Annotated in this window: 18 protein-coding genes and 1 rRNA gene; 4 read left to right on the top strand and 15 right to left on the bottom strand. The window is 41.4% G+C overall.

Annotated elements, in window-relative coordinates; all coding sequences use genetic code 11:
- Positions 1 to 14 precede the first annotated feature (14 nt).
- Positions 15 to 1553, bottom strand: a 16S ribosomal RNA gene (locus SALWKB2_RS00270).
- A gap of 1039 nt (positions 1554 to 2592) precedes the next feature.
- Here SALWKB2_RS00270 and SALWKB2_RS11495 point away from each other — a divergent pair.
- The 3 genes from SALWKB2_RS11495 to SALWKB2_RS00255 all read left to right on the top strand — a co-directional run bounded on the left by SALWKB2_RS11495 (position 2593) and on the right by SALWKB2_RS00255 (position 4534).
- Positions 2593 to 3366 (top strand): energy transducer TonB, encoded by a 774-nt coding sequence (locus tag SALWKB2_RS11495; protein ID WP_025329709.1) that lies wholly within the window; start codon positions 2593 to 2595, stop codon positions 3364 to 3366.
- An 83-nt stretch (positions 3367 to 3449) separates the two neighbouring features.
- The gene (locus SALWKB2_RS00260) at positions 3450 to 4115 is read left to right on the top strand and encodes a MotA/TolQ/ExbB proton channel family protein (protein ID WP_025329708.1); all 666 of its coding nucleotides are present in this window, start codon (positions 3450 to 3452) and stop codon (positions 4113 to 4115) included.
- Positions 4116 to 4117: 2 nt separating this feature from the next.
- Entirely contained in the window at positions 4118 to 4534 is a 417-nt protein-coding gene (locus SALWKB2_RS00255) for an ExbD/TolR family protein (protein ID WP_025329707.1), read from the top strand.
- Between the two features lie 710 nt (positions 4535 to 5244).
- On the opposite strand, the gene lpxA is transcribed toward SALWKB2_RS00255, so the two are convergent.
- From lpxA to rpsB, 13 genes are all read right to left on the bottom strand, one after another.
- Positions 5245 to 6021 (bottom strand): acyl-ACP--UDP-N-acetylglucosamine O-acyltransferase, encoded by a 777-nt coding sequence (gene lpxA, locus SALWKB2_RS00250; protein ID WP_025329706.1) that lies wholly within the window; start codon positions 6019 to 6021, stop codon positions 5245 to 5247.
- Between the two features lie 71 nt (positions 6022 to 6092).
- Positions 6093 to 6551 carry a 3-hydroxyacyl-ACP dehydratase FabZ gene (gene fabZ, locus SALWKB2_RS00245; protein ID WP_025329705.1) on the bottom strand — a complete coding sequence of 153 codons (459 nt, stop codon included), beginning with the start codon at positions 6549 to 6551 and terminating at the stop codon, positions 6093 to 6095.
- A gap of 4 nt (positions 6552 to 6555) precedes the next feature.
- Complete coding sequence (gene lpxD / locus SALWKB2_RS00240; protein WP_025329704.1) at positions 6556 to 7617, bottom strand: UDP-3-O-(3-hydroxymyristoyl)glucosamine N-acyltransferase; 1062 nt, start codon at positions 7615 to 7617, stop codon at positions 6556 to 6558.
- Between the two features lie 10 nt (positions 7618 to 7627).
- Entirely contained in the window at positions 7628 to 8125 is a 498-nt protein-coding gene (locus SALWKB2_RS00235; RefSeq protein ID WP_025329703.1) for an OmpH family outer membrane protein, read from the bottom strand.
- Between the two features lie 24 nt (positions 8126 to 8149).
- Positions 8150 to 10525, bottom strand: a complete 2376-nt coding sequence (gene bamA / locus SALWKB2_RS00230; RefSeq protein ID WP_025329702.1) for an outer membrane protein assembly factor BamA — start codon at positions 10523 to 10525, stop codon at positions 8150 to 8152.
- A gap of 3 nt (positions 10526 to 10528) precedes the next feature.
- Entirely contained in the window at positions 10529 to 11869 is a 1341-nt protein-coding gene (rseP, locus tag SALWKB2_RS00225; protein WP_025329701.1) for an RIP metalloprotease RseP, read from the bottom strand.
- 14 nt (positions 11870 to 11883) lie between these two features.
- Positions 11884 to 13086, bottom strand: a complete 1203-nt coding sequence (ispC, locus tag SALWKB2_RS00220) for a 1-deoxy-D-xylulose-5-phosphate reductoisomerase (protein WP_025329700.1) — start codon at positions 13084 to 13086, stop codon at positions 11884 to 11886.
- A 7-nt stretch (positions 13087 to 13093) separates the two neighbouring features.
- The gene (locus SALWKB2_RS00215) at positions 13094 to 13903 is read right to left on the bottom strand and encodes a phosphatidate cytidylyltransferase (protein WP_025329699.1); all 810 of its coding nucleotides are present in this window, start codon (positions 13901 to 13903) and stop codon (positions 13094 to 13096) included.
- 8 nt (positions 13904 to 13911) lie between these two features.
- Positions 13912 to 14661: an isoprenyl transferase gene (locus SALWKB2_RS00210; protein WP_025329698.1), complete on the bottom strand. Its 750-nt coding sequence runs from the start codon at positions 14659 to 14661 to the stop codon at positions 13912 to 13914.
- A 28-nt stretch (positions 14662 to 14689) separates the two neighbouring features.
- Positions 14690 to 15247 (bottom strand): ribosome recycling factor, encoded by a 558-nt coding sequence (gene frr / locus SALWKB2_RS00205; RefSeq protein ID WP_025329697.1) that lies wholly within the window; start codon positions 15245 to 15247, stop codon positions 14690 to 14692.
- A 127-nt stretch (positions 15248 to 15374) separates the two neighbouring features.
- Positions 15375 to 16094 carry a UMP kinase gene (gene pyrH / locus SALWKB2_RS00200; RefSeq protein WP_025329696.1) on the bottom strand — a complete coding sequence of 240 codons (720 nt, stop codon included), beginning with the start codon at positions 16092 to 16094 and terminating at the stop codon, positions 15375 to 15377.
- 166 nt (positions 16095 to 16260) lie between these two features.
- Positions 16261 to 17133 carry a translation elongation factor Ts gene (gene tsf, locus SALWKB2_RS00195; protein WP_025329695.1) on the bottom strand — a complete coding sequence of 291 codons (873 nt, stop codon included), beginning with the start codon at positions 17131 to 17133 and terminating at the stop codon, positions 16261 to 16263.
- 113 nt (positions 17134 to 17246) lie between these two features.
- Positions 17247 to 17996, bottom strand: a complete 750-nt coding sequence (gene rpsB / locus SALWKB2_RS00190) for a 30S ribosomal protein S2 (RefSeq protein WP_025329694.1) — start codon at positions 17994 to 17996, stop codon at positions 17247 to 17249.
- A 193-nt stretch (positions 17997 to 18189) separates the two neighbouring features.
- On the opposite strand from rpsB, the gene SALWKB2_RS00185 reads away from it, so the two are divergent.
- Entirely contained in the window at positions 18190 to 18819 is a 630-nt protein-coding gene (locus SALWKB2_RS00185; RefSeq protein WP_038648562.1) for a 5-formyltetrahydrofolate cyclo-ligase, read from the top strand.
- Between the two features lie 850 nt (positions 18820 to 19669).
- Here the strand turns inward: SALWKB2_RS00185 and nfsB are convergent.
- On the bottom strand, positions 19670 to 20314 hold the full coding sequence (gene nfsB / locus SALWKB2_RS00180; protein WP_025329692.1) for an oxygen-insensitive NAD(P)H nitroreductase: 645 nt from the start codon (positions 20312 to 20314) through the stop codon (positions 19670 to 19672).
- Positions 20315 to 20348 lie beyond the last annotated feature (34 nt).

Below are 20348 nucleotides of genomic sequence, written 5' to 3'. Positions count from 1 at the left end.
CTTCTTTTCTCTAGAAAGGAGGTGATCCAGCCGCAGGTTCCCCTACGGCTACCTTGTTACGACTTCACCCCAGTCATGAAGCATACCGTGTTAAGCGACCTCCTTGCGGTTAGTCTACCCAATTCTGGTATCCCCCACTCCCATGGTGTGACGGGCGGTGTGTACAAGACCCGGGAACGTATTCACCGCAGTATGCTGACCTGCGATTACTAGCGATTCCGACTTCATGCACTCGAGTTGCAGAGTGCAATCCGGACTACGATCGGCTTTCTGAGATTGGCTTCACCTCGCGGCTTCGCTACCCTCTGTACCGACCATTGTATGACGTGTGAAGCCCTGGTCATAAGGGCCATGAGGACTTGACGTCATCCCCACCTTCCTCCGGTTTGTCACCGGCAGTCTCATTAGAGTGCCCAACTTAATGATGGCAACTAATGACAAGGGTTGCGCTCGTTGCGGGACTTAACCCAACATCTCACGACACGAGCTGACGACAGCCATGCAGCACCTGTGTTACGGTTCCCGAAGGCACTCTCCTATCTCTAAGAGATTCCGTACATGTCAAGACCAGGTAAGGTTCTTCGCGTTGCATCGAATTAATCCACATCATCCACCGCTTGTGCGGGTCCCCGTCAATTCCTTTGAGTTTTAATCTTGCGACCGTACTCCCCAGGCGGACAATTTCACGCGTTAGCTTCGCTACTAAGACATCTAGTGTCCCAACAGCTAATTGTCATCGTTTAGGGCGTGGACTACCAGGGTATCTAATCCTGTTTGCTACCCACGCTTTCGAGCATGAACGTCAGTGTTATCCCAGGAGGCTGCCTTCGCCATCGGTATTCCTCCACATCTCTACGCATTTCACTGCTACACGTGGAATTCTACCTCCCTCTGACACACTCTAGTTAACCAGTTTCAAATGCACGTCCCAAGTTGAGCTCGGGGATTTCACATCTGACTTAATTAACCGTCTGCGCTCGCTTTACGCCCAGTAATTCCGATTAACGCTCGCACCCTACGTATTACCGCGGCTGCTGGCACGTAGTTAGCCGGTGCTTATTCTTTAGGTACCGTCAGCACCAGGTGGTATTAACACCCGGCTTTTCTTCCCTAACAAAAGTCCTTTACAACCCGAAGGCCTTCTTCAGACACGCGGCATGGCTGGATCAGGGTTCCCCCCATTGTCCAAAATTCCCCACTGCTGCCTCCCGTAGGAGTTTGGGCCGTGTCTCAGTCCCAATGTGGCGGATCATCCTCTCAGACCCGCTATGGATCGTCGCCTTGGTAGGCCTTTACCCCACCAACTAGCTAATCCAACATCGGCCGCTCAAATAACGCGAGGTCTTTCGATCCCCCGCTTTCCCCCTCAGGGCGTATGCGGTATTAGCCATCCTTTCGGACAGTTATCCCCCATTACTCGGTACGTTCCGATGCATTACTCACCCGTTCGCCACTCGCCACCAGAGAGCAAGCTCTCCGTGCTGCCGTTCGACTTGCATGTGTAAAGCATGCCGCCAGCGTTCAATCTGAGCCAGGATCAAACTCTTATGTTTAATCTTAGCTTTTTGTAATCCCGAAGTTCCCTCCGGTTTCACTGGTCTGCTTCAAAGTTATTGACAAGAAATGTTTTTATCTTGTCTCTCTGAATCAGTGTGAGGCCGCTTGGCACTCACACTTATCGGTAATCTGTTCTGTTAAAGAGCGTTGCTTTCGACTGCGTTCTACTTTAAACTGTTCGTTTGTTTCGTGTCGCGTCATCAGCGAAGAAGGCGAACTATACGCCTCCACAAATCCCCTGTCAACTCCTGCCTGCATTTATTTTTGACTTTCTCCTCATTCAACTGTTTTTCCTGTGTTTATTTTTGGTGCCTTTGACTCAGTCTTTGCTGTTTTATTTGACTCCGCTATCTGCCGATAGGGATGTTGACTTGTTTATACCCTCTATTTCCTTTTACTTGTGACTAGATGACTCTTCTTATATTTATTTGTATTTGGCACTTTCATATACTCACTTTAAATTATTGTGAACTACTTCGACTCAGGCTTTATTGATTAAACCAAATTTAATTTAGATATATTTAAGGCTATCGTTTCTATAATAGAGCTTCAGTAAACTTTTTTGTTGTTAAAATATATCAATTAAATAATTAACTTAACTTTTATCTTGTACTTTATGAACTCTATACTATATAGATGTATCCTATAGCTATTTTTCTAACTTTAGTCTGTTGCTGTTTTTTTATATTTTGATTTTGTCAGAATAGTATTAGCTAAATTTAGAGATATAGATATATATAAAGATAAAGCGGTTTTTCTGTTACCTTTAATTAATAGTTCTAAATTAATTCCGATAATCAGATAATTTTCTATTTTAATTAATCTTATATTTTGTTTTTAAATATTAAGTAGAATCAAGTCATAATTATATTGTTTTGATAATTGTATATAGGTGTATTAATTAAAGCTTTAAATACGATCTGTTTACGCTTTAACAAGCTTATAAATTGCCCAATCTAACTGATTAACGCACTCTTATGTTTTAGTGTTAAGTTATATTGCAAATAATAATGGTTTCTATTATCATGCAATGATATGGAAAACCAACGCAAAGTCAATTTTTTAATTGTTATTTTAGTGCTGGGCGTACATGCTATTTTATTTTGGACAATAGCATTTAATGAACAGCAGATTAAAGTTGATAATAATATACAAGCACTGAATTTTGTTGATTTAGGTATAAGCTCGGATATGGCTGGCAAGATTGCTGACGATGTTCCTCAACAACCCGAATCTCAACAGCATGTTGTGCATAAACAGACGGTAAAAACACCGCCTAGAAAAGTGCTACCTGAAAAAACTCTGATAAAACCTGTAGCAACTAGCAAAGTACAAAGTCAATTTAAAGTTACTCCACCCAAAGAGGATGAACCGAAGCTGATACCTGCAGTAGCAAAATCATCGCCAATAGCGCCTGCACCTAGCAACAATGTTCCAGATGCTACTTCTGCAAATACTGGCGGAAAATCAGATTCCAAATCTGCAAATGGTAAAAACAGCAGTGATCAGTCTGCTGGTAGCTTAGTTGTGCCAAAAGAATATCAGGGAGGTTATCTGGCTGCATTAAACCCGGATTATCCGTATGATTCTCGGAGTAATGGGGAAGAAGGTGTGGTGGGTATAAAGGTTTATGTAGGTGCAGACGGAAAAGCACTTAATGTCACTATAAGTAAAAGTAGTGGCTATAGCCGTCTTGACCGGGCTGCTAAGCAGGCAATACTGAGATATCGTTTTAAACCAGCTACGCGCGGTGGTATTCCAATCTCTTATAACTATCAGTTTAATATAAAATTCAAAATATCAGATTGATAAAAAATAACGATAAGTAATGTAATTTTTGTATTTTAAATGATTTAGTTAAATCATTATTAACTTTGAAGGTAATTATTCTTATGGATGGTAATATTGCTTCAATTTATGCTCAAAGCGGTTGGATTTTGCTAACTGTTCTGGCTATTCTTGTCTTGATGAGCATTATAACCTGGATTATTGCTTTGGTTCGATGCTGGAGTTTATGGTGCGCAAGGCGGGATAATCGCATAGCTTTAAATTGCTTTGAGACAGCTGAGAATCTGGTTCAATTGCAACATGAACTGGCTGAAAACCATTCACCGGTGGCTTTACTGACTCGTGATGCATTACACGCAAGTAAGCTTTATCATGATAAAGCTAATCATTCTTTGGCTGCGGCCATGCCTTTTAACCGCTACCTTACCAGTCAGATTCGTAATAGTATGGAACAGATTATGCGCCACTATGAGAGTGGACTGACTGTATTGGCATCAATAAGTTCAAGTGCTCCATTTATCGGATTATTTGGTACTGTATGGGGTATTTATCATGCTTTAATTAATATTGGCCATAGCGGACAGATGAGTATTGCTGCTGTAGCTGGTCCTATAGGTGAGGCATTAATTTCTACCGCCATAGGTTTATTTGCAGCGATTCCGGCTTTACTGTTTTACAATGGTCTGGTACGCAGCAAGAAAAATTTAAGTCGTGATCTTGATGGTTTTGCTCATGATTTACATGCACAATTATTAAATAATGAGGAATAGTGATGGCATTCGGTCATTTCAGTGATGATGAGGTACATGAATCAGCTGATATTAATGTAACGCCGCTGGTTGATGTAATGCTGGTACTCTTGATTGTCTTTATGATTACGATGCCAGTATTAACTCATTCCATCCCGTTAACTTTACCTACCACCGCTAATCCTACGGAGCAAACAGAACCAAAATCTCCATTACGCTTATCGATTGGTGCTGACGGGCAATATAAATTAGGCGAACAAACACTTTCCCTAACTCAACTAAAAAATGATTTACATCTAAAGGCTCAGGCAGATCCAGAACTAGTACTGGCGATAGCTGCTGATAAACACGTTGCTTATGATCATGTTGCTCAGGTATTAGCCGCTGCTCGGGATGCAGGTTTGGTAAAAGTTGGCTTTGTTACGGAAGATAAATCGTAAATTAAATATCTCAATATAATTCTATTAAATGGACTTTCTATCGAGGAAAGTCCATTTTTTAATAGATTATTTTTATTTCAATACATTTAATTAAATAATACTACAATAAAATTTGACATCATAATTAAATACCTAAACTATTTTTGTATCCGTTTGCGCATATTAAATAATTATTCATAATTACTGATATCAATATAGTTGCGTATATTATTTCTAGTGGGAAGGAATATCATATTACTGAGTGGAGACTATTCATATAATCGATAATATAGGCACTAATAAAATATACATGATGTCATTTTTTCCTTAGTCTTTTATCACCGCCCTTTTCTTTTTTATTTGTTTTTAGAAAAGTGCTGAACTGATGATGTCCAATATTTCAAAAAATATATTTATAACCATTCAAACGATTGATTCTCCCTTTTATATTTATAATGAAATTTTCACGATATAAGTATTAATAAAAGCAATATATCAATATTGCTTTCCAGAGTTATGGAATAACAGAGTTTATTATTCAGCAGATTTTTCTGAGGTACTTATTAAAATAACTTGTAAAATTTAGATATTGTTATGTAGTAAATTTGATGTAAAAATTTTCTAGATTATTAAATAATCCATCTATTAAATATCTGTATCTGGATTTCTATCTTTAAATGTAAAACAGGTAGATTAATTGTTGATTATCTACCTGTTGTATTTCGCCTGATCTAACGAATAATGCCACGTGTTGATTGTGCAAAAAATTCTTTAAACACATGTAACTCAGGTGCTGAATCTGCTTCAGCAATAATTCTGGCTTTAGCATCAGCATAAGCCAATCCCTGGCGGTAAAGAATTTTATACAGACGTTTGATGTTGGCAATTTGTTCTGATGTAAATTGGTGCCGGCGTAAACCTTCAGTGTTAAGTCCGGCTGGCTCGGCACGATAACCAGCAGCCATAACATACGGGGGCACATCTTTATGCACACCGGCAGCAAAAGCTGTCATAGCATAATCGCCAATTTGACAAAATTGATGTACAAGTGAGAAGCCACCCAGTATTACATAGTTACCGATGACAACGTGTCCTGCAAGTGATGCATTGTTGGCAAAAACTGTATGATTGCCGACAACACAGTCATGAGCCAAATGAACATAAGCCATTATCCAGTTATCATCACCTATACGAGTTTCACCAATACCGGTAACGGTACCCGTATTGAAAGTGGTAAATTCACGGATGGTGTTATGGTTACCAATAATAAGTCTTGTTGGTTCCCCATGGTATTTTTTATCTTGCGGGATTGCTCCCAGTGAAGCAAACTGAAAAATTCGATTGCCTTCACCAATAGTAGTGTGCCCGTCAATAACAACATGCGGTCCGATATCGGTATTGGCTCCAATCTGCACATTTGCACCGATTATGGTATAGGCTCCCACAGATACGCTACTATCGAGTTCTGCTTTGGGATCAATAATGGCTGTGGGATGAATCTGCGTCATGTATATTTCCTGCTGTCGTGGTTAACGACTAGTTTAATCATAGATGATTAATATTTTTAGTGATGTATTTTTTATTTTTCTACCTTGCGTTTGGCACACATGATTTCAGCTTCTGCTGCAACCTGATTATCTACTAAAGCAACAGCCTTGAATTTACCGATATCACGTTTGTTTGCCAATAATTTAACTTCGAATTTCAGCTGATCGCCGGGGACAACCTGACGCTTGAAACGGGCATTATCGATGCCTACAAAAAAATAAATTTCATCATCGTCACGACCGCCATGACTTAAAATAGCCAGTGTTCCACATGCCTGTGCCATAGCTTCAATAATCAACACACCAGGCATAACCGGAAAATCAGGAAAATGACCAAGAAAAAAGGGTTCATTAGCTGTGACATTTTTAATTGCACTCAAAGTCATGGCTTCACTGTCGTAAGCGATAACACGATCAATCAGTAAAAACGGATAACGATGAGGTAATAATTTCTGCAGGGTACGAATATCTAAAGGTAAAGACCAATCCATTGCTTTAATCCTGTTGGTTTGATGAATTGCCGTTTAATTCGGCTAATTGATGTTCCAAGGCTTTTATTTTTTGACTCATTTCATGTAAATGACGAATATGGGCAGCATTTTTTACCCAGTCACTATGTTTTTGTAACGGAAAAATAGAAGCATAGTATCCGCTTTCCTTAATACTGTGACTGACAGCTGTAGCAGCACCAATAGTTGTTTTCGGCGGAATGTGTAAATGACCACCAATCATTGCTGCACCGCCGATAACTGAATAAGCACCAACTTCTGTACTACCGGCAATGCCTGTACAGGCTACAATAGCTACATGAGCACCGATTTTGCCGTTATGGCCAATCATCACCTGATTATCAATTTTGGCATCATTTTCTATGATGGTGTTTTCAATTGCTCCGCGGTCAATTGTGGTGTTGGCTCCAATTTCGACATCATCGCCAAGAATCACGCAACCGGTCTGAACAATTTTAAACCATTCATTTTTCTGTTTGTCCCATGCAAAACCGAACCCATCAGCACCAATAACACATCCCGAATGCAGTTCTACCCGGTTACCCAGTATACAACCATGATAAATGGTTACATTAGCATGAATAACACAGTCATTACCAACCGTACAATCATCTTCAATAACAGCGCCAGCCAGAATGCGTGTGTTTTCACCAATGATACAGCGCTCGCCAATAACAACATGAGCACCAATTTCGCAACTGGCTGCAATTTTTGCAGATGGTGCAACTACTGCACTGGGATGGATAGATGCTTTAGCCTGAATGCGAGGATGAAACAAACGGGCAACTTGGGCAAAGTAGAGATAAGGATCATCAGTAACAATCAGTGTACGATCAGTTAAAACTTCGGCAGATTTTTCGGTAACTATCAGTACTCCAGCCTTGCTGGCCAATGCCTCTGCACGCAAGCGGGGATTACTGAGAAAGCTGATATCGTTTGCCTGTGCCTGTTGTAATGAAGTGATTCTGGTAACAATGACATCACTGCCACGCAATTGTCCGCCCAGTTGTTCAACTAGAGCGGCTGCGGTTATTGGGTTTACAGCCATATAATTCTGCCTACTGTTTTTGTGCGTTTAATGCTTTGATAACGGCATCAGTAATGTCAAATTTACTGTTGACAAATATGGCATCCTGAATGATAAGGTCATAACCCTCTTTTCGTGCCATTTCGATAATAACTTTATTGGCATTTTGCTGAAGTGAGGCAAACTCTTCATTACGACGCAGGTTGTAATCTTCTGCCAGTTTTGCAGCTGCTTCTTTATATTGTTCATCCATTTGCAGCATTTGTTTTATTTTTGCTTCTCGTTCGGCCGCCGGAACTTTCCCTGATTCAATTGCTTCTTTTAATTTCAGCCCTTCAGCTTGCATGACTTGCAGTTTTTTCTGCAACGGCGCAAATTCTTTATCAAGATCTTTCTGAATAGACTGAGCCTGAACAGATTGCTGATAAACACGGCTGGTATCAATAAAGCCGAGCTTTTGTATACTTTCTGCCCATGCAAAAGAGCAGGAAAGCACAGCAGCAAATGTTAAAACAATTTTTTTAAACATAAATTTGTCCTTATCTAGCTGCGATTAGAACGTAGTTCCCAACTGGAACTGGAAGCGTTGTATCTGATCTTCCGATTTCTTATGAATTGGATAAGCATAACTGAATTTCAGTGGTCCCATAGGTGACAACCAGGTAACAGCTAAACCAGCAGAATAGCGTACTTCGTTACCAATACTTGATTTATGTGTTTTGGAGCCGCCATAAGGATTTTTTTCATCATAATAGTTATAAGTTTTGTTATCCCACACACTACCGGCATCTGCAAACATGCTGAGGCGAACAGTATGCTGATCTTTAATTCCCGGAAACGGGAACAACAGTTCTGCAGTTGCAGTAGCAATATAATTACCACCATAACTGCTGGAATCACTACTATATGAACCGTCACTGTATCGGTTAAAGTATTTCGGACCAAGTGTACCAGACTCATAACCCCGTACTGAACCTAAACCACCGCCATTAAAAGCATACATAAATGGCAAATCCTTGGTTTTTCCATAGCCATCCGCATAACCAAGCTGTCCGTATAGCATAAGGGTAAAGTTTTTATTTATCGGGAAATACCAGCGCTGGTCATGACTAATGCTGTAATATTGTAAATCGCCGCCGGGTAAACCACTGTTAATATTAGCATTCATTATGTAGCCGCGAGTAGGCCATAATGAACTGTCTGTAGTGTTACGACCCCAGCCGACAGTACCTTTTAATATCCAGTTATCTTTACCATATTTCTGAACAAATTCAGCATAACGCTGCGGCGCATATTCGCCATATAAGTTAACGGCCAGATGCTCTGCACCAAGACTAAAATTAACCCGATCATACTCGGTAATCGGTACGCCCATGGTCATTGCTGCGCCGATGGTTGTGGTTTTATAGTCCATTGAGTTACTGTCTGATTTGCTGGGGTTATAACCACGGTAGTATAGGTTATACCCCAGACTGACACCATCAGGAGTGAAATACGGATCAGTAAAGGAAAGAGCCGCAACCTGATTAACCTTGGAGCGGGATAGTTGCAGACTGGCCGATTTACCAGTACCAAACAAATTATCCTGTGCAATACCTGCTGACAGCAGCAAACCGTCATCCTGCGCCCAGCCGGCACCAACATTAATAGAACCGGTTGATCTCTCTTTGACACTCATATCCAGATCAACCTGATCTGGTGTACCTGCTACAGGCTTAACATCTACTTGAGCATTATCAAAATAGCCTAATTGCTGAACACGCTCTTTGGAACGATTAATTTTCGATACATCATAGGGAGCGCGTTCCATTTGCCGCAATTCTCGCCGTAGTACCTCATCACGGGTTTTGTTGTTACCTGTAATATTGATCTGATTAACATAGACTTTACGATCAGGAACAACATTCAGTACAAAATCGACAACATGTGTATTCTCATTAGTTACAGAACGAACATCTACCTGACAGAAAGCATAACCTGAGCTACCCATTTTGTCCTGAATGGCTCTGATAATATTAATCATCTGTGAGCGGTTATACCATCTTCCCGGTTTGATTTTAACCAGTTGCTGTAATGATTCTGCTGGTACTTCACGGGTATCACCGCCAACAGTTACATTACCCCAGCGATAGCGTTCGCCTTCATTTACTGTGATGTTAATCATCTGAGCAGTTTTATCTTCACTGCTGTTTACTTTAACATCAGCAATACGGAAATTCAGATACCCATGATCCTGATAATAATTATTGATTTTATCCAGATCCTGCTGTAACTGGGTATCTGAATAACGATCATCTCTGGTTAACCAGCTTGTCCAGCTTTTCTGGCTTAATGACATCTGTTTACGCAAAGTATGGGCAGAATAGTGTTTATTACCACTAAAATTAATTGATTTGATGGTTGTCGTTGCACCTTCATCTATTTTCAGCTCAAGTGCAACACGATTACGTTCCAGTCTGGTAACCTTGGGAGTAATTTTTACCGCATTTTTACCACGCTGGCGATAGGCATCCTGCAAACCTATTATTGCCTGCTCCAATGTAGCCGGATTAAATACGCGTGATTGCCCCAGACCAAAACCACTCAGGTTTTTCTTAATATCATTATTATTGATGGATTTACCGCCAGTAACATCAAAGCTGCTGATAATTGGCCGTTCCACTACAGTTAACAGGACCTGATTACCCATGGTTTCAACCCGTACATCATCAAAAAAACCTGTCGCATACAGTTTTTTGATAATCTCTTCACCCTCCGTATCGGTAAAAGTATCACCGATTTTAACCGGAAGGTAACTGAAAACAGTTGTGGGAGCTGTACGCTGTAAACCCTCTACCCGAATGTCTTTTATGGTAAACGGTTCTACTGCTAAAGCCAGTGAAGACAGGCCCAGAGCCATTAAACTGACAGTAATCTGTTTTAATTTCATCATTCATCCAAACAAACGGGTAATATCATTGAAGAAAGCCACCAGCATTAACATTAACATGGCAGCAATACCAAAACGCAACCCCATTTCCTGTATACGCAAACTCAGGGGTCTGCCACGAATCCACTCGATGGCATAATACAGTAAATGCCCCCCGTCTAATACGGGAACGGGTAATAAATTGAGTACGCCAAGACTTACGCTGACCAGAGCCAGAAATTCTGTATAACTTTGCCAGCCCATAGCAGCAGTTTTGCCAGCCACATCTGCAATAGTCAATGGACCGGAAAGATAATGCAGTGACGCCTGACCAGTAAGTAATTTGGCAAACATGGAAAGAGTAAGTGTAATGTAATCCCACGTGCGTTGCATAGCCAATCGTGCAGATTCAAAAAAACCAGGCTGATAATGCTGGCGAATCTGGGCATCCCATGTTTTATCACGCATGGCACCTACACCAACCTGACCAATTATTGCTCCCTTTTCAAGCACTGATTCCGGTCGCAGGCTAGTTTGCAGAATCTGTCCGCTTCGCTGATAACTAATGTCAAGTTTTGCACCGGCACTGGCCCGGATACTGTCTACCCAATCCTGCCAGCCAGTAAGTTTGCGTCCGTTAATGGTTAATAAGATATCACCTGTACGCAGACCAGCTTTAGCTGCGACACTATCCGGTATAACCATACCTATCTGATTAATAACTTTGAAAGGTGCAATACCCAGATATCCAGTTTTGGCAACATTAGCAGCAGCATCGGTACCGGCAATATTCAGTTGCCGCTGCTGCGGTTGTCCGGCTGCATTGATAACATCAACCTGAACTTTGCCGCTATCCAGATTAAGCATAATTTTAGCCTGAGCATCCGTCCAGTCTGTGACAGCCTGTCCGTTAACGCTATTGATACGGTCGCCTTGCTGAAAACCTGCATCAGCAGCTACTGTAGCTGGCTCAACCATACCCACCCAAGGGCGAATTTGAGTAATACCGCCTATACTGAAACTTGCTGCATACAGCAGTACTGCTAATATCAAGTTGGTCAACGGGCCGGCAACAACGATTGCAATACGTTTAAGAGGATGCTGCTTATCAAAAGCATAAGGTAAATCAGCTTCACTGACATCTCCTTCACGGGTATCAACCATTTTGACATAACCCCCGAGAGGGATGGGTGCCAGACACCATTCGATATTGCCGCGTTTTAAACAAAAAAATGGTTTACCAAAACCAATACTAAAACGCAGTACTTTAACACCACACCAGCGAGCCACAATCAGATGGCCTAATTCGTGCAAACTTACCAGCAGTAAAATTGCTACAATAAAAGCAAATATGGTTAATAACATGGTTTATCCTGTTCTCATCCGGCAGACCGGCCAGCTATCCATGCACTAGCTACACTACGCACCCGTGTATCAAGTTGCAATAGTTCTTCTATAGAAGACGCAGTTTGCCCGCTAAAATATTGCAGACAGTTATCAACAACTGACGCTATATCAACAAACTGAATGTTTCTGTCCAGAAAGGCAGCTACGGCAACTTCATTAGCTGCATTCAGCACACATGAACTGGCCGGATGATTGCTGTGTAATACATCATAAGCCAGCTTCAGGCATGGAAAACGCACGAAATCCGGTGCCAAAAAGTGTAAACCACTTAAACTGGTAAAATCCAGCTGTTCAACCCCTGAATCAATTCTGTCTGGTAAGCCCAGACAATGTGCAATCGGAATACGCATATCCGGTTTACCCATTTGAGCCAGTACAGAACCATCCCGATAACGAACCATACTGTGTATCACACTTTGCGGATGAATAATCACTTCCAGCTGTTCAGCAGCAGCATTAAATAACCAGTGAGCCTCTATTAACTCAAGGCCCTTATTCATCATACTAGCTGAATCAACAGAAATTTTGCGACCCATCTGCCAGTTTGGATGGCATATTGCAGCCTCAGGGGTAATAGCCGCAAAATCTGCCAGTGCAGTATGCAGAAAAGGACCACCTGATGCCGTTAAAACCAGCGATGCTACGCCAGCATGCTCCAAATTTCCCTGATAATTATCAGGTAATGCCTGAAAAATAGCATTATGCTCACTATCTACAGGTAACAGCCGTGCACCGTACTGCTGAACAGTCTGCATAAATAAGGCACCGGCGACTACCAGAGTTTCTTTATTTGCCAGATAAATAGTCTTACCGGCTTTTGCTGCTGCTAATGTAGGTCTTAAGCCAGCGGCACCCACAATAGCAGCCATTACAGCATTAGTTTCACTATCCTGTGCAACATCACACAGGGCCTGCTCTCCAAATAAAACCTCTGTGGTAACAGCAGCCGTCTGTAATTGTACTCGCAGAACATCCGCCTGCGCAGCGGTAGCAACCACAGCGTAAACTGGACGAAAACGGATACACAGTTCTGCCAGACGATCAATTTTCTGGTGGGCGGTTAACGCAAAAACAGAAAACCGTTCAGGATGGCGCCCAATAACATCAAGAGTACTCTGGCCAATGCTGCCAGTCGCTCCCAGAATAGTTATAGATACAGGATTATAACCACTCATCAAAAAATCACTTTACACTAAAACAGGCTATCAAAGCGGCATAAACACTCAGTACAGCAATCAGGGAATCTATCCGATCAAACACACCACCATGTCCGGGTAAAAGCTGGCTGCTGTCTTTTACACCACCGGCACGCTTTAACCAACTTTCCAGCAAATCACCGCAGATACTGACTGCAGTCAGAACAAAAGCCAGACACAGGGTTTGCCACCAAGGCAGAATAAAGGGTAACCAGCCTTGCTGTTGCAGGACAATTGTATAGATAGCAACGCAAATAACAGCACCAATAGCACCTTCCCAGCTTTTATTCGGACTGATAGTTGGAGCCAGTTTACGTTTACCTACAGCCCTTCCGACAAAATAGGCAGCAATATCGGCAATCCACACTAACGCCATGATCGATAAAAGAGCACCGGCAGCTTTAGTATCCGGCCGCAAGGAAATTAACGCCTGCCAGAAAGGTACCATTAATAGCCAGCCAATCATGACACCAGACAAGTTGGCTTTGATCTTCCATTTAAATTTTAACCAGACTGGTACGATAATCAGCCAGAACAGCAAAACCATTATCTGTGTCCAGAGTGGTAATGCCGTCTGCTGATAATAAAAATAAAGACATCCACCGCCTACTGCGCTGACCAGCAGATAGAGGGCATTCTGTATGTTAGTGAAATGGGCAATACGGGCATATTCCCATAAAGCCAGTAAGGCAATCAGACCGCTAAATGCAGCCCATAAACTGTTGTTAGCCCCGAACAACATACCTATCATTAAGGGCAGTAAAACCAAAGCAGTAAGAATACGTTGTTTGAGCATAAATAAATTTAGAGTCGCTGTTGGGTAAGTGGCAACTGCTCCGAGGTTCTGCCAAACCGTCTCTCCCGTTCCTGATAGGAACGTATAGCATTAGCCAGCTGAGATTCATCAAAATCCGGCCACAGAACTGGCGTAAAATATAACTCGGTATAAGCCAGTTGCCATAGAAGAAAATTACTGATACGGGTTTCGCCGCCTGTACGGATAAATAAATCCGGTTCGGGAGCATAACCAAGTGACAGATATGGCAGGATGCTGGTTTCAGTCAGTTTGGTATCTCCGGCCTGAATAGCCTGATTAACCGCCTGCAAAATATCCCAGCGACCACCATAATCAGCAGCTATAGTCAGAGTTAGCCCGGTATTGGCTGCTGTCAATGCTTCTGCTTCTTCAATCCCGTGTACGATTTCTGCTGCAAAACGGCTGCGATCACCAATGACACGCAGACGCAGATTATTTTTATGCAATTTTTGTACCCGTTTTTGCAATGACTGCAAAAACAGCCCCATCAGAAAATTAACTTCGTCCAGAGGACGACGCCAGTTTTCAGTAGAAAAAGCAAAGACTGTCAGATACTCCACACCCATACGTGCGCAGTTTGCTGTCATTTCTTCCAGCATTTCCAGCCCTTTTTTATGCCCCATAATCCGTGGCATCAGACGTTTTTTAGCCCAACGTCCATTACCGTCCATAATAACGGCAATATGCCTCGGGATTTCGGTATGTTCGGGCACACTCTGAGTACTACTAGTAACCAAAATACATCCTTTACTGCAATTATATAGTTCAGATTGCCATCAGATCGGCTTCTTTAGTTGCCAGCATCTTATCAATTTCAGCAATGTATTTATCAGTAAGCTTCTGAATACCTTCTTCACCGCGACGAACTTCGTCTTCACTGATTTCTTTGTCTTTATGCAGACGTTTGAGGTCATTATTGGCATCACGTCGTATATTACGCACGACTACCCGACCATCTTCAGCTTCACCACGGACTACTTTAATCAGATCTTTGCGTCGCTCTTCGGTAAGCATTGGCATGGGTACGCGAATCAGATCACCCATTGCAGCCGGATTCAGGCCAAGATTTGAGTTACGAATAGCCTTTTCGATAACAGCAGCCATTTTACTTTCATAGGGTTTCACCCCGATGGTGCGGGCATCCAGCAAGGTTACACTGGCAACCTGACTAACAGATACCATGCTTCCGTAATATTCTACCTCAACCTGATCTAGTAAACCGGTATGAGCGCGCCCTGTACGAACTTTAGACAGATTATCGCGCAATACATCCAGTGATTTCTGCATTTTGGTTTCAGCAGTGCGTTGAATTTCGTTAATCATGAATATTCCTGTCTGGCCTGACAGCATTTATTTCAATTTTCTCAAATTTTTGCTGTCAGAAAATGGCAAACGCGCATACTAACGCAGTTATACGCGTCACCACAAGTTTAGTTAAGCAGTCTGATGTTTATACATGGACTAATGTACCTTCATCTTCACCCCAGATAACCCGTTTAAGTGCTCCCGGTTTGAAGATGCCGAATACCACAATATTCAGTTTCTGTTCACGACATAAAGCAAATGCTGTGGCATCCATTACTTTCAGATTCTGGCTAATCGCCTCATCAAAAGTAATTTGCTGATAACGTTTGGCTTCAGGATTGGTTTTAGGATCAGCAGTATAAACCCCATCAACATTGGTTGCCTTTAACATAATATCACAATTCATTTCTACTCCACGCAAACTTGCTGCGGTATCTGTAGTAAAAAACGGATTACCGGTTCCTGCTGCAAAAATCACCACCTTACCTTCTTCCAGATACTGGATGGCTTTTGGGCGTGCATAAGTTTCTGCTACCTGCTGCATACTTAGTGCTGACTGCACTCTGGCTTTAACCTGCTGACTTTCAAATGCTTCTTTCAGAGCCAGTGCATTCATCACCGTTGCCATCATGCCCATGTAATCGGCAGTAGCACGTTCCATGCCTTTGGCTGATTGCGCCATTCCGCGAAAGATGTTACCGCCGCCAATAACAATAGCCACTTCTACACCCATATCGACCACTTCTTTAACCTGTGCAGTGATTTGCATAATAGTATCGCGATTGATACCAAAAGCATCCGGCCCCATCAGGGACTCTCCGGATAATTTCAATAATACACGTTTGTATTTTGCTGGTTTGGTCATGATCATTCTTTCTGTCAGTTTGCTATTAGATGTTTAACAGCGATCGATAAATTTTAAAAAATGGGAACTTTTATTTCAGCTATCTCAACCTGAGTAAACAGATAACTCAAAAAAAAGCACCCTGATTCAGTAGCCTGAATCCAGAGTGCCCGTGGCATAAACAGCCTTATACTTTAGAAGCAGCGGCTACTTCAGCAGCATAATCCACTTCTTTTTTCTCAATACCTTCACCAACATGAAATGCAACAAAACGACTTACTTCAGCATTTTGTTCTTTCAGGAATTTTTCCACAGTCTGGTCAGGATTAATAACGAACTGCTGACCCAGCAGAGTTACTTCAGCCAGAAATTTCTGTACCCGGCCTTCAACCATTTTTTCAATGATATTTGCCGGTTTGCCGGAAGCTGCAGCCTGCTCTTCATAAATGTGGCGTTCTTTTGCCACAATTTCCGGGTTCACTTCAGCAGCAGAAACGCATTGTGGTTTGGATGCAGCAATGTGCATGGCTACCTGACGGATAGCCTGTGTATCGCCACCTTTGTGTTCTACCAGTACACCGATTTTGGTACCGTGCATATAAGTTACCAGACTATTATCAGTTTCAATCCGTTCAAACCGTCGTACAGTGATATTTTCACCCAGCTTAGCAATGACAGCTTTACGAGCTTCTTCAACAGTAACGCCATCATCTGTTTTGGCTTCTGCCAATGCTTCCAGTGTAGCAGGGTTGTGCACGGCAACAGCTTTAGCCACAGCCTGAGCAAATGCCATAAAGCTGGCATCTTTGGCAACGAAATCTGTTTCACAGTTAATTTCAGCAACTGCACCTACTTTGCCATCCACGTATTCAGCAACTACACCTTCTGCTGCAGTACGGCCAGCCAATTTACCAGCTTTTGCACCGGATTTAATGCGCAGAATTTCTTCGGCTTTTTCCATATTACCTTCGGCTTCTACCAAAGCTTTTTTGCATTCCATCATACCCAAACCGGTAGCAGCACGCAAATCACCTACCATTTTTGCAGTAATTGCAGCCATGTTTTACTCCTTAAACTTAATTATGCTCAGCCAGACAGATATCAGGCTGAAAAATTGTTTTAAAAAAAGGGGCACTAACGTCCCCTTCTTTTACAAAGATATGAGATAACTAATTATTCAGCAGCAGTTGCAGCCTGTTTCTCTTCTGCGGCCTGAGCAGCCTGAACCACTTCCTGTAAAGACTGAGCTTTACCTTCCAGAATGGCATCAGCAATACCACGGCAGTACAAACGAATTGCCTTAGCTGAGTCGTCATTACCCGGAATTACATATTTAACATCATCAGGGCTGTTATTGGTATCAACCACAGCGATAACTGGAATACCCAGTTTAGCTGCCTCTACCAAAGTACCTTTCTGATAACCGGTATCGATAACGAAAATCGCATCAGGCAGGCCTTTCATATCTTTAATACCGCCCAAAGAACGTTCCAGCTTAGCAACTTCACGCTGCATTTCCAATACTTCTTTTTTACCGTAACCGGCTTCAGTAGCATTTTCCAGCGCAACAGTTTTTTCTTCCAGACGTTTAATAGACTGTTTTACGGTTTTGTAGTTAGTCAGCATACCGCCCAACCAGCGATGATCAACGTAAGGAGCACCGGCGCGGGTAGCTTCTTCCTTAACGATATCACGTGCCTGACGTTTAGTACCTACGAACAGTACAGTTCCTTTATTGGCAGCCAGACGACGCACTACATCCTGAGCCTCTACAAACATCGGCAGGGTTTTTTCCAGATTGATGATATGGATTTTGTTACGCGCACCAAAAATGTACTCAGCCATTTTCGGATTCCAGTAACGTGTCTGATGACCAAAGTGTACGCCTGCTTCCAGCATCTGGCGCATAGTAATTTGTGACATAATAATCTATCCTTAAAAGGGTTAAAGCCTGACACTGCCACGCATAGAACTCTGTAACAGAGCACCCTTTCGCGTACAGTGCGAGCGTTGTTTATTTTTACCGAGGTAAAACACTCAGATGATACAGAAAAAAAGCAGTTACGGCAAGTATGCAGCTTTAGGGTATCCTGCCTGAGTATTAACAGGCCAAATTATGCAGATACATACAGATAAAAGACAACAGCGTGGTTTATTGCGCCGGCAGCGTCAGCAGTTAAAGGATGATATACGTCAGCATGCTACTACCCGAATTAACCGCCTACTCTATCCTCTGATCCGACGTGAAAAACGGATAGCCGTATACTGGGCAGTAGGCAGTGAATTATCACTGTGGTCATTTATTATTACTGCTCAGAAACGCGGAGCAACAGTTTATTTGCCTTATATTGCAGCCAGACAACGACAATTATGGTTTACTCCCTGCCCTATCCTCTCTCGTAAGCAAGCCACAGCCCGTTTTATGGCTCAGTACGGTTTAAAACAAAAGCGCGGTTTAATTCCTCAATTTCATGGTCAGCGCATTCGGGCTCGCTATTTACATACTCTGATTGTACCGTTGCTGGGAATCGATCAAAGAGGTAATCGTCTGGGACAGGGCGGGGGTTATTACGATGCCACACTTTCAGCATTACAATTCTGGCAACCGAAATTAATAGGGGCTGGTTTTGCCTGCCAGCGGTTACAAGAAATTCAAACTGAAAAGCATGATATCAAAATACCTTATTTTGTCTGTGAACAAGGTATTGTGCACTTTAAGCTGGGTATAAATAAATTATCTGCTTGAATATTTATACAGAAAATGGTTTTAGTATTTAAGACACTTTTAAAAGTATAAATAAGCGATAAATTTAATCTCAAAAATCTTAAATAGATTGTAAAAATAAAATATTATGCAAAAGTAATATTTTTAAATGAAGATATTGCGGGATACATTTATTTATTAGAGCTTGGCTTATGATTTACTGATGATATGCTAATTAAACCATCTAAAGATAGAAAATTTTTACTCGAAAGAATAGAAAATACGGTTTAGCTGGAATAAACGGTTATTTATCTGAATATAAACCAGTCTTATTAAATTTTATTTTTCAAGATAATTTATTCTATGATTTTTTATTTTAAAGATGATTTTATTATGCTTAAACCAGACAGGATAACTGTATTAATTATTAATAATATCAACACAATTCAAAGTAAGAATTAGAAACTGTAAACTATCAGTATCACCTTGGTTAATACAATACACTTTATCTGCTGATGCAAAATATACCATTTAGATTCAAGCGAAAGTTTTGACTATTATTTCGCAGAAATTTAAAAGAAAAAGATAAAAATTAAATGATTATTTTCTTTAAGCTTCAGCGTTATTAAACAATATTATTCAGCAAGTTTTCTCTTCGTTGTTATCATTTAGTAATCAGGAATTTAGCTGTCTCGTTATTTCTGAATAGATCCCATTTTAAACTAAATCAAATCAATTATAAGGTTAGCTAAGTCTTATATTCGAAGGTGCTACCGACAAATATATAATTCAGCACATAAGTACAATTTTCTTAGAAGGCAAAACAATAAAATACGGATATCAGTATATTTATTGTTTTGCCCGATAATCGGTAATAGTCTGGAACTAATAATTACAAGCGAGTAAATATCTGCTCTTCAGGCAGGCGTGATTTTGGCCGGGTAGCATTACTGTCATTAGCGGCACGATAGCCAAGACTGACTACCAGTACGCTTTTCAACCCCTGCTGTTGCAGACCAAGAATTTCATCCATTTTCTGATCATCAAAGCCTTCAATTGCTGTTGAATCGATACCAATAGCAGCTGCTGCAAATAATAACTGCCCCAATACAATATATAACTGTCTGCTTTCCCACTCAAGCTGGCTATGTGGTGTCGCGCTATTTTTATTAACATAAAAATGGCGACCTTTATCCATCATTTCCTTGATTTCACCTTCTTCGAAACGACCATCCTTTTCTTCCTGAGCCAGTACATTCTGTAAATGCTGCTCATCCAGGGGGGTTTTAGCACAGAATATTAAGGTATGTGATGAATCAGCTACCCGCGGATGATTCATTTCTACAATTGCCGGCATGATTTTGGCACGAGCATCGTCATTATCCACTACAAAAAAATGCCAAGGCTGTGAATTTACTGATGAAGGGCTGTTTCTGATAACTTCAAATAGTTGCGCCAATTGCTCTGCCGGAATTTTTTTTGTTTTATCATAATGTTTGGTCGTATAACGCTGTTTGGATATATCAGTAATATTCATTGTCTGGATTCCTGTTGTTTCTCAATAATTATTA

It is taken from the genome of Snodgrassella alvi wkB2 (genome assembly GCF_000600005.1).
In the GTDB taxonomy this organism is placed as follows: Bacteria; Pseudomonadota; Gammaproteobacteria; order Burkholderiales; family Neisseriaceae; genus Snodgrassella; species Snodgrassella alvi.
This window is presented reverse-complemented; position numbering and strand designations above follow the sequence as displayed.

What these genes read in the sequence shown, in the direction of transcription:
- SALWKB2_RS11495 (WP_025329709.1), top strand. Translation starts at nt 2,593, where the DNA reads ATGGAAAACCAACGCAAAGTCAATTTTTTAATTGTTATTTTAGTGCTG.
- SALWKB2_RS00260 (WP_025329708.1), top strand. Translation starts at nt 3,450, where the DNA reads ATGGATGGTAATATTGCTTCAATTTATGCTCAAAGCGGTTGGATTTTG.
- SALWKB2_RS00255 (WP_025329707.1), top strand. Translation starts at nt 4,118, where the DNA reads ATGGCATTCGGTCATTTCAGTGATGATGAGGTACATGAATCAGCTGAT.
- lpxA (WP_025329706.1), bottom strand. Translation starts at nt 6,021, where the DNA reads ATGACGCAGATTCATCCCACAGCCATTATTGATCCCAAAGCAGAACTC.
- fabZ (WP_025329705.1), bottom strand. Translation starts at nt 6,551, where the DNA reads ATGGATTGGTCTTTACCTTTAGATATTCGTACCCTGCAGAAATTATTA.
- lpxD (WP_025329704.1), bottom strand. Translation starts at nt 7,617, where the DNA reads ATGGCTGTAAACCCAATAACCGCAGCCGCTCTAGTTGAACAACTGGGC.
- SALWKB2_RS00235 (WP_025329703.1), bottom strand. Translation starts at nt 8,125, where the DNA reads ATGTTTAAAAAAATTGTTTTAACATTTGCTGCTGTGCTTTCCTGCTCT.
- bamA (WP_025329702.1), bottom strand. Translation starts at nt 10,525, where the DNA reads ATGAAATTAAAACAGATTACTGTCAGTTTAATGGCTCTGGGCCTGTCT.
- rseP (WP_025329701.1), bottom strand. Translation starts at nt 11,869, where the DNA reads ATGTTATTAACCATATTTGCTTTTATTGTAGCAATTTTACTGCTGGTA.
- ispC (WP_025329700.1), bottom strand. Translation starts at nt 13,086, where the DNA reads ATGAGTGGTTATAATCCTGTATCTATAACTATTCTGGGAGCGACTGGC.
- SALWKB2_RS00215 (WP_025329699.1), bottom strand. Translation starts at nt 13,903, where the DNA reads ATGCTCAAACAACGTATTCTTACTGCTTTGGTTTTACTGCCCTTAATG.
- frr (WP_025329697.1), bottom strand. Translation starts at nt 15,247, where the DNA reads ATGATTAACGAAATTCAACGCACTGCTGAAACCAAAATGCAGAAATCA.
- pyrH (WP_025329696.1), bottom strand. Translation starts at nt 16,094, where the DNA reads ATGACCAAACCAGCAAAATACAAACGTGTATTATTGAAATTATCCGGA.
- tsf (WP_025329695.1), bottom strand. Translation starts at nt 17,133, where the DNA reads ATGGCTGCAATTACTGCAAAAATGGTAGGTGATTTGCGTGCTGCTACC.
- rpsB (WP_025329694.1), bottom strand. Translation starts at nt 17,996, where the DNA reads ATGTCACAAATTACTATGCGCCAGATGCTGGAAGCAGGCGTACACTTT.
- SALWKB2_RS00185 (WP_038648562.1), top strand. Translation starts at nt 18,190, where the DNA reads ATGCAGATACATACAGATAAAAGACAACAGCGTGGTTTATTGCGCCGG.
- nfsB (WP_025329692.1), bottom strand. Translation starts at nt 20,314, where the DNA reads ATGAATATTACTGATATATCCAAACAGCGTTATACGACCAAACATTAT.